This window comes from Devosia litorisediminis, from assembly GCF_018334155.1.
GTDB classification, from domain to species: domain Bacteria; phylum Pseudomonadota; class Alphaproteobacteria; order Rhizobiales; family Devosiaceae; genus Devosia; species Devosia litorisediminis.
Window position 1 is genome coordinate 1 of sequence record NZ_JAGXTP010000001.1, and the last position, 15,823, is coordinate 15,823.

17 protein-coding genes and 1 tRNA gene are annotated in these 15,823 nt (G+C 59.7%); 10 read left to right on the forward strand and 8 right to left on the reverse strand.

Annotated elements, in window-relative coordinates; all coding sequences use genetic code 11:
• Nucleotides 1–309, reverse strand: a 309-nt coding sequence (locus tag KD146_RS00005) for a hypothetical protein (RefSeq protein WP_212656725.1), incomplete at its 3' end; no start/stop codon positions are given.
• A gap of 81 nt (nucleotides 310–390) precedes the next feature.
• Here KD146_RS00005 and KD146_RS00010 point away from each other — a divergent pair.
• From KD146_RS00010 to KD146_RS00030, 5 genes are all read left to right on the forward strand, one after another.
• Entirely contained in the window at nucleotides 391–717 is a 327-nt protein-coding gene (locus tag KD146_RS00010; RefSeq protein ID WP_212656726.1) for a hypothetical protein, read from the forward strand.
• Between the two features lie 62 nt (nucleotides 718–779).
• Complete coding sequence (locus KD146_RS00015; protein ID WP_212656727.1) at nucleotides 780–3,038, forward strand: mechanosensitive ion channel domain-containing protein; 2,259 nt, start codon at nucleotides 780–782, stop codon at nucleotides 3,036–3,038.
• A 134-nt stretch (nucleotides 3,039–3,172) separates the two neighbouring features.
• Nucleotides 3,173–4,390: a lytic murein transglycosylase gene (locus KD146_RS00020; RefSeq protein ID WP_212656728.1), complete on the forward strand. Its 1,218-nt coding sequence runs from the start codon at nucleotides 3,173–3,175 to the stop codon at nucleotides 4,388–4,390.
• A gap of 180 nt (nucleotides 4,391–4,570) precedes the next feature.
• On the forward strand, nucleotides 4,571–5,581 hold the full coding sequence (locus tag KD146_RS00025) for an alpha/beta hydrolase (protein ID WP_249327536.1): 1,011 nt from the start codon (nucleotides 4,571–4,573) through the stop codon (nucleotides 5,579–5,581).
• 32 nt (nucleotides 5,582–5,613) lie between these two features.
• Nucleotides 5,614–6,225, forward strand: a complete 612-nt coding sequence (locus KD146_RS00030) for a nucleotidyltransferase family protein (protein WP_212656729.1) — start codon at nucleotides 5,614–5,616, stop codon at nucleotides 6,223–6,225.
• Nucleotides 6,226–6,298: 73 nt separating this feature from the next.
• On the opposite strand, the gene bfr is transcribed toward KD146_RS00030, so the two are convergent.
• The 3 genes from bfr to KD146_RS00045 all read right to left on the reverse strand — a co-directional run bounded on the left by bfr (nucleotide 6,299) and on the right by KD146_RS00045 (nucleotide 8,516).
• Entirely contained in the window at nucleotides 6,299–6,784 is a 486-nt protein-coding gene (gene bfr, locus KD146_RS00035) for a bacterioferritin (RefSeq protein WP_212656730.1), read from the reverse strand.
• Nucleotides 6,750–7,040, reverse strand: a complete 291-nt coding sequence (locus KD146_RS00040) for a (2Fe-2S)-binding protein (RefSeq protein ID WP_249327537.1) — start codon at nucleotides 7,038–7,040, stop codon at nucleotides 6,750–6,752. Before KD146_RS00040 ends, bfr begins: the two co-directional genes overlap by 35 nt.
• 111 nt (nucleotides 7,041–7,151) lie before the next feature.
• Nucleotides 7,152–8,516 carry a putative bifunctional diguanylate cyclase/phosphodiesterase gene (locus KD146_RS00045; RefSeq protein ID WP_212656732.1) on the reverse strand — a complete coding sequence of 455 codons (1,365 nt, stop codon included), beginning with the start codon at nucleotides 8,514–8,516 and terminating at the stop codon, nucleotides 7,152–7,154.
• 151 nt (nucleotides 8,517–8,667) lie between these two features.
• Between KD146_RS00045 and KD146_RS00050 the strand changes: the two genes are divergently transcribed.
• Nucleotides 8,668–9,498, forward strand: a complete 831-nt coding sequence (locus tag KD146_RS00050; protein WP_212656733.1) for an alpha/beta hydrolase — start codon at nucleotides 8,668–8,670, stop codon at nucleotides 9,496–9,498.
• Here the strand turns inward: KD146_RS00050 and KD146_RS00055 are convergent.
• Complete coding sequence (locus KD146_RS00055; RefSeq protein WP_212656734.1) at nucleotides 9,437–10,204, reverse strand: DUF599 domain-containing protein; 768 nt, start codon at nucleotides 10,202–10,204, stop codon at nucleotides 9,437–9,439. The two genes, KD146_RS00050 and KD146_RS00055, sit on opposite strands and share 62 nt — an antisense overlap.
• A 63-nt stretch (nucleotides 10,205–10,267) precedes the next feature.
• The gene (locus KD146_RS00060; protein ID WP_212656735.1) at nucleotides 10,268–11,305 is read right to left on the reverse strand and encodes an aldo/keto reductase; all 1,038 of its coding nucleotides are present in this window, start codon (nucleotides 11,303–11,305) and stop codon (nucleotides 10,268–10,270) included.
• A 214-nt stretch (nucleotides 11,306–11,519) separates the two neighbouring features.
• Here KD146_RS00060 and KD146_RS00065 point away from each other — a divergent pair.
• Nucleotides 11,520–11,596, forward strand: a tRNA-Met gene (locus KD146_RS00065).
• Between the two features lie 55 nt (nucleotides 11,597–11,651).
• Here the strand turns inward: KD146_RS00065 and KD146_RS00070 are convergent.
• Together KD146_RS00070 and KD146_RS00075 are read right to left on the reverse strand one after the other, a co-directional pair.
• Nucleotides 11,652–12,440, reverse strand: coding sequence for a creatininase family protein (locus KD146_RS00070; RefSeq protein ID WP_212656736.1), 789 nt, complete (start codon nucleotides 12,438–12,440; stop codon nucleotides 11,652–11,654).
• An 11-nt stretch (nucleotides 12,441–12,451) separates the two neighbouring features.
• A complete protein-coding gene (locus tag KD146_RS00075; protein ID WP_212656737.1) occupies nucleotides 12,452–12,841 on the reverse strand; it encodes a RidA family protein in 390 nt (129 codons plus the stop codon).
• 214 nt (nucleotides 12,842–13,055) lie between these two features.
• Here KD146_RS00075 and KD146_RS00080 point away from each other — a divergent pair, with 214 nt between their 5' ends.
• From KD146_RS00080 to KD146_RS00090, 3 genes are all read left to right on the forward strand, one after another.
• Nucleotides 13,056–14,066, forward strand: a complete 1,011-nt coding sequence (locus KD146_RS00080) for an ABC transporter substrate-binding protein (protein WP_212656738.1) — start codon at nucleotides 13,056–13,058, stop codon at nucleotides 14,064–14,066.
• A 75-nt stretch (nucleotides 14,067–14,141) separates the two neighbouring features.
• Nucleotides 14,142–14,963, forward strand: coding sequence for an ABC transporter ATP-binding protein (locus tag KD146_RS00085; protein WP_212659037.1), 822 nt, complete (start codon nucleotides 14,142–14,144; stop codon nucleotides 14,961–14,963).
• Nucleotides 14,963–15,823, forward strand: coding sequence for an ABC transporter permease (locus KD146_RS00090; protein WP_212656739.1), 861 nt, complete (start codon nucleotides 14,963–14,965; stop codon nucleotides 15,821–15,823). The genes KD146_RS00085 and KD146_RS00090 overlap by 1 nt, the downstream gene beginning before the upstream one ends.

Here is a 15,823-nt window from a genome sequence, read left to right on the forward strand (position 1 = left end):
CTGCCAAAAACGTATGATCTCATTACGATGTCGAAAAAGAATAAAAGAAGCCCTCACTGGAAACAGTGAGGGCTTCTTGCGTTCAAAAAACCAAAATAACAAACAAAACAAACGCCAAGGGCTGCCGGAACAACGCCGTGCTGAGAGGCTTGCACAAGGGGAGAGGCCGAGATGGAGCAGGACAGGCTGAAACCCGACTGCGACAGCTGTGCAGCATTGTGCTGCATTGCCCTGGCGTTCGATCGTTCCCTGAAATTCAGCTTCGACAAGGCGGCCGGCGAGGTGTGCCGGAACCTTGATGGCTGCCATGCCTGCACCATCCACAGTTCGTTATCTGCGCAGGGCATGGGCGGATGTGTCCAGTTTGATTGCCACGGCGCGGGTCAGCGGGTGACCCAGGATTTGTTTGGCGGTCGCTCCTGGCTGGACGAGCCCGCCATTGTCCCTGCCATGTCTGCCGCCTTCCTGAGCATGATGGATGTTCACGCGGTGCTGGCGCTGATTGATGCTGCCAGGCAATTGCCCCTTTCGGCGGCGCGTGAGCGAGAGAGGGCGACCATAGCAGCAACGCTTGCTCCATCTGAGCCGTGGACCCTGAGTTCGTTGCGTGAAGCGGTCGCGGGCGACGTGGTGCCGCGTGCGCGCGCGTTTCTCAAATCACTGGCAGCAGAGCCACAGGTTGAGAGTTTACGGGGTTCTGCCCGGTCGATACGTTGAGGGGGCGGGTGACATCAGAACCCGTTCGTCGTGTCTGTCTCCTACACATGCAAAGTTGGTCAATGCGCTACTTCTTCATTCTCGTCAGTTTGCTGGCCCTGATGTTCCCCGCCCATGCACAGACGAGCCTGTTGGGGCTTGGGGAATCGAGTGAGACCGCCTCTGAAGCGACAGGGAGCACCGACGCCAGTATCGATGCGCTGATCAAGATCATCGAGAATGACGAAACCCGGGCAGCGCTGATCGAGCGGCTGCAGCAGGCAGAGGGCGGCGAAGCGAGTGCGTCCGCCGGCGAACCGGCGTCTGCGGATCTGAGCATTGTCCGACAGGTGGCGGAATATACCCAGGCAGCGGCCGAAGGGGCTTCGGCCACCATTCTTTCGCTAGGCGCGGTGTTCATGGATCTGCAGGCCGGAATCAGCGGGACCGATGGCGCCAGCCTGTCGATGTTCATGGATGTTGTCGGTCCGGTTCTGCTGGTGGCTGTTGGGCTGTTCGGCAGCTATCTGGTGCTGCGCATGCTGGCGCATCTCTTGAGCGGCCGCATGGCTGCCGGCCTTGAGCGCAAGGGATGGCTGCGTCGTGTGGTTGGTGCCTTGCTCGCTGTGCTGATTGACCTGAGTACCGTGTTACTGGCCTGGGGCATTGGCTATGTGGTGGCCCTGAATTTTTCCGGCGCGACGCCGGGCCGGATGGGTATCAACCAGTCATTGCTGCTCAATGCTTTCTTGCTGGTGGAAATTACCAAGCTTGTGGTGCGTGCCGTATTGGCGCCGCGACTGCCAGCGCTGCGCATGCTGCCGGTGACTGATGACAATGCTGCCTATTGGTTTTTCTGGATCAGCCGGATCATTTCGCTGATTGGCTATACGTTCCTGTTTATCGCGCCGCTACTGGCAGCCAATCTGTCCCCCGCCATGGCCGCGGCGGTCAAGGTGCTGGTCATGGCCACGGCGGCCACCATTGCCATCATCATCGTGATGCAGAACCGGGATGATGTCCGCAACTGGCTGAACAGCCGTGCGGAAAAGCGTGAGGACGGCCTGGGTCACTTTCTGGTGGCGCTGGGGCGCTCCTGGCACGTAATCGCCATCGTCTATCTGCTGGCCCTGCTGGTGGTGTGGTTTGCCAATCCCGAGGAGGCATTGCCCTTCATGCTGGCGGCGACCGTGCAGTCGGTACTTGCCGTTATTGTGGGGGTGGTGATCGTCAGTGTGATTACCCGTTTTGTCAGTACCGGGCTCAACCTGCCCAGCGACATCAAGGACCGTTTGCCGCTGCTGGAGACCCGGTTGAAGGCCTTCGTTCCCAAGGTCATGCAGGTCGTACGCTGGGTAGTGATCGTGGGCGTGGTGCTCGCCATCGCGCAGGCCTGGTCGGTGTTTGATTTCGCGGGCTGGATCAGTACCGATGAAGGGCAGGGGTTTGCAGGGTCGGTGATCTCGGCTGCGCTGATCATTCTGGTGTGTCTGGTGCTTTATGTGGCGGTATCGTCATGGATCGAGTTCCGGCTCAACCCCAATTTCGGCTCGGTACCGACAGCGCGTGAAAAGACGCTGCTGGGTCTGTTCCGCAATGCCTTCACCATCGCCCTGGTGGTGTTCGGGGTGATGCTGGCGCTGGCCCAGATCGGGGTTAATATCGCGCCATTGCTGGCCGGTGCCGGTGTCATCGGTCTGGCCATCGGCTTTGGTGCCCAAAGCCTGGTGCAGGATATCATCACGGGCATCTTCATCCAGTTCGAGAATGTGATGAACGAGGGCGACGTGGTCGCCGTTGGTGACAAATCCGGCGTAGTGGAAAAGCTCACCATCCGCTCGGTGACCATTCGCGACCTGAGCGGCACCGTGCATCTGATCCCGTTCTCCTCGGTGTCTCAGGTCAGCAATATGGTGCGTGGGTTCTCCTTCCATCTTTCGGAAATGGGCGTGGCCTATGACAGCGATATTCCGGCGGTCAAACAGGCGATGTTTGATGCGTTTGATCGTCTGATGGAGACCGAGCACAAGGACCATATCCTGGACAATCTTGAGATGCATGGCGTCACCGGGTTTGGCGATTCCGCCATTACGGTGCGGGCGCGCATCAAGACGGTGCCGGGTGAGCAGTGGTCGACAGGCCGGGCCTATAACGAGATCATCAAGAGCGTGTTTGAAGAACGCGGTATTGAGATCCCCTATCCACACGTCACCTATGTGGCGCCTGCCAGTCCATCAAAGCCGTCCAAATCCACCAATATGCCACCCCAGGTGGAGGGCACCGCCAAGGCGCTGGAAAGTGACGGCCCCAATGAGGCTGATGATGGTGGCAGCGAGCGCTAGCGGCTAACGGCTTTGTGAAGCGAACAGAGGTTTGCCTTAAACCCCTCTTAATTTGGTGGGTTAATAATGTGATACGCGCCTGTTGCGGCACAGCCGGCGCAAGCTTTGCAAAATTGCGTATCACGAGGCTCGTCATGTTTTTTGCGGACGGCAACACTGTTCCGTTTTCTCGCCGCCTGTCGGCTCTGGCTCTGGGGGCTCTGCTCAGTCTGGGCAGCCTTGCGCCTGCCTGGGCCAATAGCGCCGATTTCGTGCGCTCGCTATGGCCACAGGCTGAAGCGCGCGGGGTCAGCCGGTCGGCGTTCGAGAAAGCCTTTGCCAGCTATAGCTATCAGCCCAAGGTGATGGAGCTGACGCGCAAGCAGCCCGAATTCAGCCAGACCGTGCAGCAATATCTGGCCAAGCGGGTCACCGATGGTCAGGCCAGCAAGGGCCGGGCCATGCGGCAGGAGTGGAACCAGACCCTGACCGGGGCGCAGCAGCGCTGGGGCGTGCAGCCCGAGATCGTACTGGCCATCTGGGGCATGGAAACCAATTTCGGCGGCTTCATGGGGGGCGAAAATACCGTGCATGCGCTGGCCACGCTGACCGAGGGCGGCTATCGCACGAGCTTTTTCCGCGAAGAATTGCTGACAGCGTTGCGCATCATCAGTGATGGGCATGTGAGCGCTGATAACATGACGGGATCATGGGCCGGTGCGATGGGTCATACCCAGTTCATGCCGACGAGCTTCATGCGCTATGCGGTCGACTACAATGGCGACGGACGCAAGGATATCTGGAACTCGGTGCAGGATGCGCTGGGCTCCACGGCAAATTACCTGAATAGTTTCAAATGGCGACCCGGCGAGACCTGGGGCTATGAGGTCAAGTTGCCTAGCGGTTTCGATTTCGCCAAGGCACGCAGCATGGACCGGGCGCCGCTGAGCCAGTGGCAGGCCATGGGCATCCAGCGCACATCGGGGCGGGCCTTCCCGCGACCCAATGATGTCGGCCGGCTCTATATGCCGGCGGGGGCCAGCGGACCGGTGTTTCTGCTGCTGCCCAATTTCGATGTGATCAAGCGCTACAATAATTCGGACAGCTATGCCCTGGCAGTTGGTCATCTGGCGGACCGCATTATCGGCGGCGGCGATTTTGCCACGCCATGGCCGGCCGGGGACTTTGCGCTGAACGCGGCGCAGCGTGCCGAGCTGCAGACCCTACTGACGCGCGCCGGTTTTGATACCGGAACGCCCGATGGCAAGATCGGTCCCAAGACCCGCGCGGCGGTGATCGCCTATCAGAACCGGGTGGGTCTGCCTGCTGACGGATTCGCGTCCGGGCGCCTGCTGCAGCGCCTTCAACGTTAGCAGTCTGTTAACCATACGGTAACGGTTTGGGAACACTCTGGGCCTGCTTAAGTAGAGGGCAGGCGAGTCTCAGCGATCGAGACGCCTGCCCTCGCCCATTTCCGTACCATGGTTGGACTGCCACAAATTGTTCGGTTTTATCCATTACCGATCCGCTTCCCTTGTCGAACGCATAAGCTCATGAAAACCCTGATCATCCGACTTCGTCGTGCCAGCGCGGCGCTCCTGCTGCTGGTGGCCGTTCTGCCCGTGCCCGCTTTTGCGCTCTCGGTGATGGACCCATTCAACCTGCCCACCGCCATGGATGGTGGCACCGTCAAGGTCGGGGATGGCGTTGCCTATGCAGACGGGCCACGGCATCGGCTTGACGTCTATGCGCCTGAGGCGCGGGGTGCAGCGGCGCCCGTGGTGTTCTTCATCTATGGCGGCGGCTGGAACCGTGGCGAGCGCAGCGATTATCAGTTCGTGGGGCGGGCCCTTGCGGCGCGTGGCTTCGTGGCGGTGATTGCCGATTACCGTCTGGTGCCCGAGGTGCAGTATCCCGGGTTCCTGGAAGACAGCGCCAAGGCGCTCAAATGGGTGCAGGACAATATTGCCAATTATGGCGGTGATCCCAAACGGCTGTTTCTGGCAGGCCATTCGGCGGGCGCCTACAATGCGACCATGCTGGCGCTCGACCCCTCATTCCTGCGCGAATACGGCGTGAACATGAACATTCTGGGGGTGGCGGCGCTATCGGGGCCGTATGACTTCTATCCCTTCGAATATGGCGAGGTACAGAATGCCTTTGGCGGTGCGCCGAACCCGGAAGGCACCCAGCCGATCAACCTTGTGACCAGTCAGACCCCGCCCATGTATCTGGCGACCGGCACCACCGACCCGATCGTGCGCATGCAGAATACCGAGCGGTTTGCGCAGAAGCTCAAGGATAGCGGGATTTGGGTGACCACGCGCTACTATGAAGGCTTTGGCCATATGGAGCCCGTGATTGCCATGGGTGCGGTGTGGCGTTGGCGCATGCCGGTGCTGGACGACATGGTGGCGTTCTTCCAGATGTTTGGCGCCTTTCCAAGCGGTGTGCCCTATGTGGCCGTCGCGCCCGATGCCCCCGAGCAATTGCCGGAGGCGATCGCGCCGATGGACCAGATCGTGCAGCAACTCAATGCGATGTTCCAACCCATCGAGAACTGACGCTGGCGCGGGAATCGCGCTAGCGTTGCGGCATGGGCGATCATCTTAAATTTGCCGGCGCTGATGCCGCGACGCAACGCGCGGCGCTGGTGCAAATCATGCGGTCGCAACCCGAACTGATGGATGTGCTTGAGGGGCTACGCGCGTTGGCGCTGCCCGATCCGTTGCTGACGTCCGGCGCGATCTACAACACGGTCTGGAACCATCTGACGGGGCGACCGGCCCTGACCGGGGTCAACGATATAGATGTATTCTATTTCGACGGAAGCGATCTCAGCTGGGGCGCCGAGGACAAGATGATCAGGGCGCTCGAAGCGCGCTTTGCTCACCTTCCCGTGCCCGTGCAGGTCCGCAACCAGGCGCGGGTACATCTCTGGTTCGAGCAGAAGTTCGGTAGTCCATTCACGCCGCTGACATCGTCCTCCGAGATGCTGGGGCGCTACGCATCCAAGACCCATGCTGTTGGTGCGAGATTGCTGGCGGATGGGGAGATCGAGGTCTTCGCGCCGTTTGGGCTCGACGACATGTTCTCGTTCCGCATGGTGCCCAACCCTGTGCTGAACAATCGCATCGCCCATAACAAGAAGGGCGAACGGGCGCTAACCTTCTGGCCTGAGCTGACCCTGGTACCCTGGCCCGATTGAGGGCTTTGCGGCCCCAAACAAAAACGCCCGGCGCACGGCCGGGCGGTTTGAAATTGTCTTTGGTGCGATTGGCTCAGTCGGCCTGATCGGCAGATGCCGAATTGAGCTGGCCGTATTTCTCAGGACCAATCTTGTCGAGTAGCTCGAGCTGGGTTTCAAGGAAGTCGATGTGACCTTCCTCGTCCGTCAGCAGCGCCTCGAACAGGTTCTTGGAGACATAGTCGCCCAGTTCCTCGCACAGCTCACGGCTGGCCTTGTAGGCGGCGCGGGCTTCGTACTCGCCGGCCAGATCGGCCTCGAGCACTTCCTTGATGGTCTGTCCGATGCGCAGAGGCGCAACGCGCTGCAGATTGGGATGACCCTCGAGGAAAATGATGCGCTCGATCAGACGATCTGCGTGATGCATTTCCTCAATGGATTCTGCGCGTTCCTTGCTGGCCAGCTTCTTGAAGCCCCAGTCGTCCAGGAGACGGAAGTGAACCCAGTACTGATTGACCGCACCAAGTTCGAGAAAGAGGGCCTCGTTAAGCCGCTCGATGACTTTTGCTTCGCCTTTCACGACGTACTCCGCTTCGTTGCTGCTTGAGTTTTTCCAGCCCAGACTGCAGTGAAACGAGTTCGCCGGCGGGAAGGGCTTGCTGTGCGTGGTAGTTTTCGGTGACCCGCACGATAATGTCCACCACATTCGGCACGCAACCGCCGCATTTGGCACGGCGATTGAGCTCACTGTAGACCATTGCCGGCACCACCAGTTGCCACGGATCGGCGCACAGGAGATCCAGGACGATGTCCTCAATCTCTTTGGACGTGATCATATTGCACTGGCAAACGAGCATTGGGACAGCCGTATAGAACGCGAAAACTTGCTGGCCGCATAAAGCGTCTTCATTAGGTGAATGTCAATGTCAGATTTAGCTGCAGACGTGTCAGCGGCGAGCGGCGAGCCAGTCGAGCAGCGCTTCAGCGGGCATCGGGCGGGCCATGAAGTAGCCCTGGCCTTCCTGACAACCAAGCTGACGCAAATGGCTATAGGCGAACTCGGTCTCAATGCCTTCGGCACAAACGCGGAAGCCAAGGCCCTGGGCTATGGAGATGATGTGGCGCAGCAGAAAGTCCTCATCGCCGGGCTCCTTGAGCGGGCGGACGAAGGACTGGTCAATCTTGAGCACGTCGGCGGGGATGTGAGCGATATAGGAAAGATTGGAATAGCCGGAGCCGAAATCATCCAGCGCGACATCCACTCCCGCCTCGCGCAGGCGGCCGAGTTGTTCGACCGCACAGGCTGAGTTGGTAGCCAGTGTGCCTTCGGTAAATTCAAGTTCGATATGATGGGGTTCCAGCCCAGCGGCGTCGCAATGGTGCAGTAGCACTTCGTCAAACCCGCCTTCTGACAGGTTGACGGGCGAGGCATTGATTGAGACCCGCATGGCATGGCCAGCGTCGATGAACTGGCGGTTCTGCGCCATGGCGCGAACCATCACCCAATCGGTCAGCGGAGTTATCAACGCTGTCTGTTCAGCCAACGGAATGAACTCGGCGGGCGAGATCGCGCCCAGATCAGGATGGTTCCAGCGCAACAGGGCTTCAACCCCATGACATTGGCCGGTCTGCAGGTTGATGCGGGGCTGGTAGTGCAGCGCCAGTTGATCGGTCGCGGCCATGGCATGGGGCAGATCGGCCAGCAGACGGAAGGCGCGCAGATGGGCAGCGTCCGATTTGTGGTTGTAAAAGGCCATGCCATCGGTGGCATTGCGGCTGTCCTGAGCGGCCACCAGCGCCGCGCGCAGAGATTCTGCGGCGCCCTGTGCCGCGCTGAGGGGAACAAGCCCGACGCCCACATGGGTTTTGATGGGAATGGCGTTGATGGTAATGGCGCTGGTAAATGCCTTGGCAATTTCAGACGCAACCGCCGGATATTTGGTCGTGTCCTGGACCGGCAAGACCACCGCGAAGCTGAGTACGCTAACGTGATAGATGGTCACGCTGTCGGGCAACAGCGACGCCAACAGGTCGGCGCCAGAGCGTACAAAATCTTCGGAAAACGCCATGCCCAGCGCGCGCAGCGTTTCATTGTATTGCCTGGCGTCCGCGAGCGTGACCAACACCAGCATGGAAGTGGACCGGGACTGCGCATAGCTGTCGAAATGCTCGATGAACTGTAGCCGATTGGGCAGGCGCGTGACGTGGTCATAGCGACCAATCTGCGCCAGAAGGGCAGGGTCGAGCGGGACACGCGGGTCAGCGAACGCCGTTGGCGAGGCCGTTTTCTTCCGCAGTATTGGCTGGTCCACGCGTGGTTTCCCTCTGCTCCGGCTCGGAGGATTGTCTGACAATATGTCGCAGCGCCTTAAGCGTGCGTGAATCTGTTCGCCATCAATGGGTAATCAGTGAAACAATTTTGACGCCTGGACCGTATCTTACGAGATATACAACAGGGACATCATGGCCATCTCCATACTCGGCATCATCAATAGCCTCAGCCCCAAGGATGCAGGCTCTCGCAAGGTAGCGCGCAATCTGGCGTATGGCCCTGCGGAGCGCCAGAAGCTCGATATCTACGCGCCACGCGACAGGCAGGATAATTTGCCGGTTGTGGTGTTTTTCTATGGTGGCTCATGGAATGACGGCAGCCGGGCACACTATGATTTTGTCGGGCGCGCCCTGGCGGCGCAGGGCTTTGTCACAGTGATTGCCGACTATCGGTTACTGCCCGAGGTGGAGTATCCGGGATTTCTGGATGATTGCGCTACCGCCGTTGAGTGGATTGCGGGCAATATCGGCGTGCATGGCGGAGACCCGGAGCGGCTAGCGCTGATGGGGCATTCGGCTGGTGCCTATAATGCGGTCATGCTGGCGCTGGATCCAGGCTTGCTGAAGCGGCGTGGTCTGCTGGGGAAGGTGCGGTGTACTGTCGGGCTGTCGGGGCCCTATGACTTTTTTCCATTTGATGGGCCGATCTCGCTGCGCACGTTCGGTGCCGTCAGCGAGCCCATGAGCACTCAGCCCATTCATTTCGTCAGTGCTTCGGCGCCGCCGATGTTTCTGGCCAGTGGTGACAAGGATACGCTTGTCTATTCGCGCAACACGCGCGCACTGGCGCAGCGCCTGAAGGTGGTCGGTGTTTCGGTGCACGAGCGGCACTACGCCAATCTTGGTCATCCCGGAACGCTGCTGGCGCTTGGTCGCCCAGCGCGCAGGATCGCCCCGGTGCTCAAAGAGGTGGGGATTTTCCTGCACCAGCACCTCGACGTGCGACAGAGCGTCGCTGCTTAGTTTCGGAAACCGCCGCACCCTTGTCATGCTGACGACGCGCCGCAATGACTGCAGCTGAGGCTGCAGTGCGATGGGCCGAGGAAAAGAACTCGCGATGCGCCAGGATCAGAATGGTCAGGCCACACACCAGGATCGGTAGCCATTCGGACACGAACCAGGCCACTGTTGCGACCGAGAAATAATAGGCGCGGATGCCGCTGTTGAAGTTGCGGGCCCCAAGCGAGTTCATGCGTGAAATGGCGTTGATCTCTTCCTCGGAGGCGCCGTTCTCGTGATCGACTGCGCCCAGCATGATGCAGAAATGGTTGAACTGGCGCAGCGACAGGGTGAAGGCGAAAAATGCCATCACGAACATGATCAGCATGACGACCAGATGGAGCTGGACGTCTAGCGAGGTATAGACGCGGTCCAGTGACAGGGAGTCGAGCGCTGCCATCAAGGTGGGGACCTGCCCGAATACCGCAAAGATCGCCAGGATTAGCAATACTGCGGTGGAGGCCAGAAAACTGACCGAGCCCATGATGTTGCCCGACAGGATCGCATCAAAGGGCGATTCGCGAAGCGCCGCATTGGCCACCCAGCGCCGCCGCTGCATATTCATGATGGTGGAGAGCGAGGGGCGCAGCTTCTCGATCTGCGGCACGATGATATTGTACGCCAGATAGCACAATAGCGGCAGAAAGGTCGTGATCAGTGTGGTCGACAAGGGCGCCCCCGCAATTGCGTGTTCGCCCTTGTTATAGCGTGATCCGTCAAAAAGGCGACGGCCTCAAATCGTGCGCGGGAACTGGCGGTGTACCGCGTCGATCTCGCCGAGCACTTCGGGAGACAGTCTCACATCGGCTGCCCCGATAGCCAGTGCCAGTTGGTCGGTATTGGTGGCGCCAATGATCGAGGCTGTGGTGAAGGGCTTTGTCAGGGTGAAGGCAATCGCCATCTGGGCCGGGTCCAGACCATGCTTGGCAGCGATCGCCAGATAGGCGGCAACGGCTGCCTCGGAATGCTGATTGTAGCGCCAGAACGCCTTTTGATAGTCGCCACGGCTGCCAGGGGGCACCGCGCCGCCCTGGTATTTACCGGTCAGCAAGCCGCCGGCAAGGGGAGAATAGGCCAGTAGGCCAACCTGTTCGTGGTGGCTGAGTTCGGCCATGTCCAAATCGAACTGGCGTCGCAGCAGGCTATATTCGTTCTGCACCGAGGCCACGCGGGGCAGGCCCCTAGCCTCGGCAATGCGAAGCCATTGCGCAATACCCCAGGTTGTCTCGTTGGACACGCCGACATGACGGATCTTGCCTTCCTTGACCAAGGCACCAAGTCCCTCGAGCATGTCCTCGATATTGGCCAGCACGTCGGCGGTATCCTGGGTGTGCGGGGCGTAATTCCAGGAGCCGTCAAAATTGTAGCTACCGCGCGAGGCCCAGTGGATCTGGTAGAGGTCGATATAATCGGTCTGCAGGCGCTTGAGGCTGTCATCCACCGCGATGCGGATGGTCCTGGCGCTGGCGCGGGAATTGTCGCGCATGAAATCGACGGGACCGCCGGCGATCTTGGAGGCAAGGATCCACTGATCGCGCTTGCCGGTCTTTTTGAACCAGGTGCCGATGATTTCTTCGGTCCGACCCGATGTTTCGGGACTGCGCGGCACCGCGTAAATCTCGGCGGTGTCCATGAAATTGAGCCCGGATTCAAGCGCCATGTCGATCTGGGCGTGGCCCTGCTCTTCGGTGTTCTGGCTGCCCCAGGTCATGGTGCCCAGGCAAATTTCAGTGACCCGCAGATCGGTGCGGCCAAGCGGATTCAATTTCATTGTGACAAATCTCGGGTGCGGTATCGGGATGGGATCACATTAAACGATCTCATCTTGAATGGTAGGTTTGGGGCGCAAAAAACCGCGGCGTCAAAAAAGCGTCACTTAAGCGCGTTTGGGGGTTGAGCTATCAAACGCTTCCCCCTATATAGCCCTCACGTCGCGGCACGGGCCGCACCGATGATAGCCAATCAGGCATTGTTATCGACTTTGACGCGGGATGGAGCAGCCCGGTAGCTCGTCAGGCTCATAACCTGAAGGTCGCAGGTTCAAATCCTGCTCCCGCAACCAAAAAAGCCCAGTAAGCTCATTCGAGTTTACTGGGCTTTTCCTTTTTGGGTTCCCGCTAGCGTTTGCCGGGCAGGGGCATGGCGACGACTTCGGCGAGCATGTCGAGCATGCCGGCGACATTGGCCTGCGCGATAGTCTGGCCCTTCTCGGCGGTGGCGATGGCAGCATTGCCGACAGCGCCTGATGGATTGATGTCCGAAGCGATCCAGGAATAGACGTGGCCGAAGGCGCCTGTGGGGCGGAGATAGCGGAATTGCTGTTCGTCGCGGGCAGCAACGGAGCCAAAATCCTCGGCGCGCGCCATATCCACAAGGTCCGGGCGAAAGTGCAGGATGAGTGAGGTCTCGGCGTCTCCGCCGTGAATGCCGTGGCGACGTTCGAGGTCGGAAAGCACGCCGTCAGGCATAAAGCGCCAGCCGCTCTTGACCGCCAACATGCCCGCTCGCACGCGCAATTCGCGCGCGACAATGCCCATGATCTCTTCATTGCCCCCATGGGAATTGACGAAGACGATCTTGCGCACCCCGGCGCGGGCGACTTCAAGACCAATCTGGGTCCATGCGTCGATCAGGTTGGTCGCGGTGTGGGTTATCGTGCCTTTGGCCCAGATGTGTTCGTTGGACTTGCCAATGGCCTGAACCGGCAGCACGCGAATATCGAGTTCATCGGGCGCGCTGGCGACCAGCAACTCCATCATTGAGGTGTTGATGATGGTGTCGGTGCCCACCGGCAGATGGGGGCCATGCTGTTCGACCGCAGCGATTGGCAGGATTGCGATAGTTTTTTCGGGATCGAGATTTTCGAATTCGCGGGCGGCAAAGTCGGTCCACCAGATTTTACGCATGCGAGTAGTCCTCAGGCTGGTCCGGCCGCAAGGGCCTCGATTTCAACGACGAATTCAGGCCGGGCAAAGCCGGCAACGATCATCAGCGTGGATGCGGGATAGGGTGGGGCGAACAGCGCATTGCGCACTGCCATGTATTCGGCCAGATGCGCCCGCCCTGTCACATAGGCGTTGATGCGCACGATGTGCTCCATGCCCATCCCGGCCTCGCGCAGGATGGCTGCGATATTGTCAAAGCAGATCCGGGTCTGGGCGGCACAATCGGCGGGCACATGCTTGTCTGCGGCAATGCCCAATTGTCCTGAGCAGAACACCAGTCGCTGTCCCGCAGGGACGACAACGCCGTGGCTGTATGGCGCGAAGGGCGGGTGAATCTCGGGGGGATTGAGGGGCGTGGTCATGGTTTTCCGTAGGCTTGAGCGCGGAGGCTATCGAGCGGTCATACACTTGACCAGTGCAAAAGCGACAAAACTGCACGCATAGCAGGCATTCACCAGATGTGCCTATTTTTTGGGTTCACAGTCGCGGTCGAATACGGAAGTCTCTCAGACCGGCGAGAGAGCTCGCGACAATTTCTTGCTGCGGCACCAAGACCGCAGCGCAGGGAGCGCAAATATGCATGTTTCGATCAAGACGACCCTTCTGGCTGCCATGGCGCTGGCTGCCCCGGCAGTGTCAGCCCAGGAGCTGGATGCGGTGACCTTTGGCACCAACTGGCTGGCTCAGGCCGAGCACGGTGGCTATTATCAGGCCGTGGCTGACGGTACCTATGAGAAGTATGGCCTGGATGTCAGCATCCGGCAGGGTGGGCCGCAGGCACCAAACGGGCAGCTGCTGATTGCCGGCCAGCTCGATTTCTACATGGGTGGCATGTCCACCATCGACTCGGTCAAAGAGGGCATTCCTGTCTTGGCCGTGGCCTCGATCTTCCAGAAAGACCCCCAGGTCCTGCTGGCCCATCCTGAGGCAGGGTTCACCGATCTGGCCAGTCTGGCCGGCGCAAGCAAGATCATCATGGGCAAGGACGCGTTCTTTGCGGGCTACTACCCCTGGATGAAATCATCGCTGAGCGGTTTCACCGATGAGCTCTACGAACCCTACACCTTCAATCCGGCGCCGTTTATTGCGGACGAAATGGCGGTGCAGCAGGGTTACCTGACGTCTGAGCCCTACGAAATCGGCAAGCAGACTGGCTGGGATCCAAAAGTATTCCTGCTGGCCGACTATGGCTACGACCCCTACTCGACCACTATCGAGACGCGTCAGGACATCGTGGACAACGATCCGGACATGGTGCAGCGTTTCGTCGATGCGACCGCGATTGGCTGGTACAATTACCTCTATGGCGACAACACGGCCGCCAATGAGCTGATCAAGGCCGACAATCCTGAAATGACAGATGGTCAGCTCGCCTATTCGCTCGAAAAGCTCAAGGAATACGGCATCGTGGTCTCCGGTGATGCCGAAGAAAACGGCATTGGCTGCATGACCGATGCGCGCTGGAGCGATTTCTACGCGACCATGATCGAGGCCGGTGTCTATGAAGAGGGCATCGATATCTCCAAGGCCTACACCACGCAGTTCACCTGCAAGGGTGTCGGGATGGAACTGGCCGCGGCCGAATAAGCCTTTGAAAGCTTCCGGTGCGGGCGCTCCTGCCCGCGCCGTTTAGCCCTAATCCGGGTTGGTATAGTGACCGATATTGCCTTGTCTGCGGCTCCCGCCGCATCGCCTCAGACTGCGCGCCGCCTCGTGGTGGCCATGCATGATGTTTCCAAAGTTTTTTCCAACGGTACCCTGGCGCTCAAGGGCATGTCGCTTGATGTGAAGGCTGGCGAGTTCATTTCGCTGCTGGGCCCTTCGGGCTGCGGCAAGTCCACCGCGCTGCGCATTATTGCCGGCCTGGGTGCGCCGTCTTCGGGCAGCATCGACTGGCCGTCTTCGCGGATCAATTCCAAAGGGCTGCCGGAAGGCGATGTCGGGTTCGTTTTTCAGGACCCAACGCTGATGCCCTGGGCCACCGTGTTCGACAATGTCTTCCTGCCGCTCAAATTGCGCGGCATCTCCAAAGCTTCGGCTACCGAAACCATTATGGAAAACCTGGCCTCGGTCGGGCTAGCCGATTTCGCCGCTTCCTATCCGCGCGAACTATCAGGTGGCATGCGCATGCGTGTTTCTATTGCGCGTGCCATGGTCACCAAGCCCAAGCTTCTGCTGATGGATGAGCCATTCGCAGCGCTTGATGAAATCACGCGACAGAAGCTCAATGACGATGTGTTGCGGCTATGGAAGCAGCATGGCGTCACGGTCATCTTCGTGACCCACTCGGTCTACGAGTCCGCATATCTATCGAGCCGCATCGTAGTGATGCGCGCGCGCCCGGGGCAGGTCTATACCGATATGGCTGTGACCCAGCCGGCCGAGCGTGATCAGGCCTATCGGGTATCGGAGGGGTATCGGCAAACCTGTCAGGATGTGTCCGATGCCTTGCAAGGCGCCATTGGCGCGGCGGAGGTGCACTGATGAGCACTGTTCCAAATACAGCCAGCGAAGCTGGAACCGATAGCGCTGCAGGCGTGCTGCTGGCGCAAACACCCAAAAGCGACAAGATCCTGCAGAACGTTATTCCGGTCACCACCCTGGTGCTGACCATTGCGCTCTGGCAGTTGCTGGTCACGATCAACGAAATTCCGCGCTATATTCTGCCCAGCCCGGTGGATGTGGCCATTGCCCTGTTCACCGATTCAAGCACGCTGTGGCCTGCGATGATGGTGACGGTGAAAATCACCTTGATGGCGCTGGCCCTGGCATTGGTTGGCGGGGTCGGCCTGGCCATTCTGCTGGTGCAATCGCGCCTGCTGGAGCTAGCGCTGTTTCCCTATGCGGTGGTGTTGCAGGTGACCCCGATCATCGCCATTGCGCCGTTGCTGCTGATTTATGCGCCCGATACCCAGACCGCCCTGCTGATCTGTGCATTTCTGGTGGCGTTTTTTCCGATCCTGTCCAACATGGCGCAGGGGCTCAAGAGCGTGGACCATAACCTGCTCAATCTGTTTGAGCTCTATGGAGCTTCGGGCTGGCAGACCCTGTTCTATCTCAAGATTCCGGCGTCTATGCCGTACTTTATGGCTGGGCTGCGGATTGGTGGTGGTCTGGCGCTGATTGCCGCGGTGGTGGCCGAATTCGCTGCCGGTTCGGCCGGGCAGGGCTCGGGTCTGGCGTTCCGGCTGATCGAAAGCCAGTATCGCATGAACCTGCCGCGCATGTTCGTCTGCCTGATCATGCTGAGCGCTATCGGCATCATCATTTTCGGGCTGACCTCACTGATCTCCTGGCTGGTGCTGCACCGCTGGCATGAGAGTGCCATCCGGCGGGAGAACTGA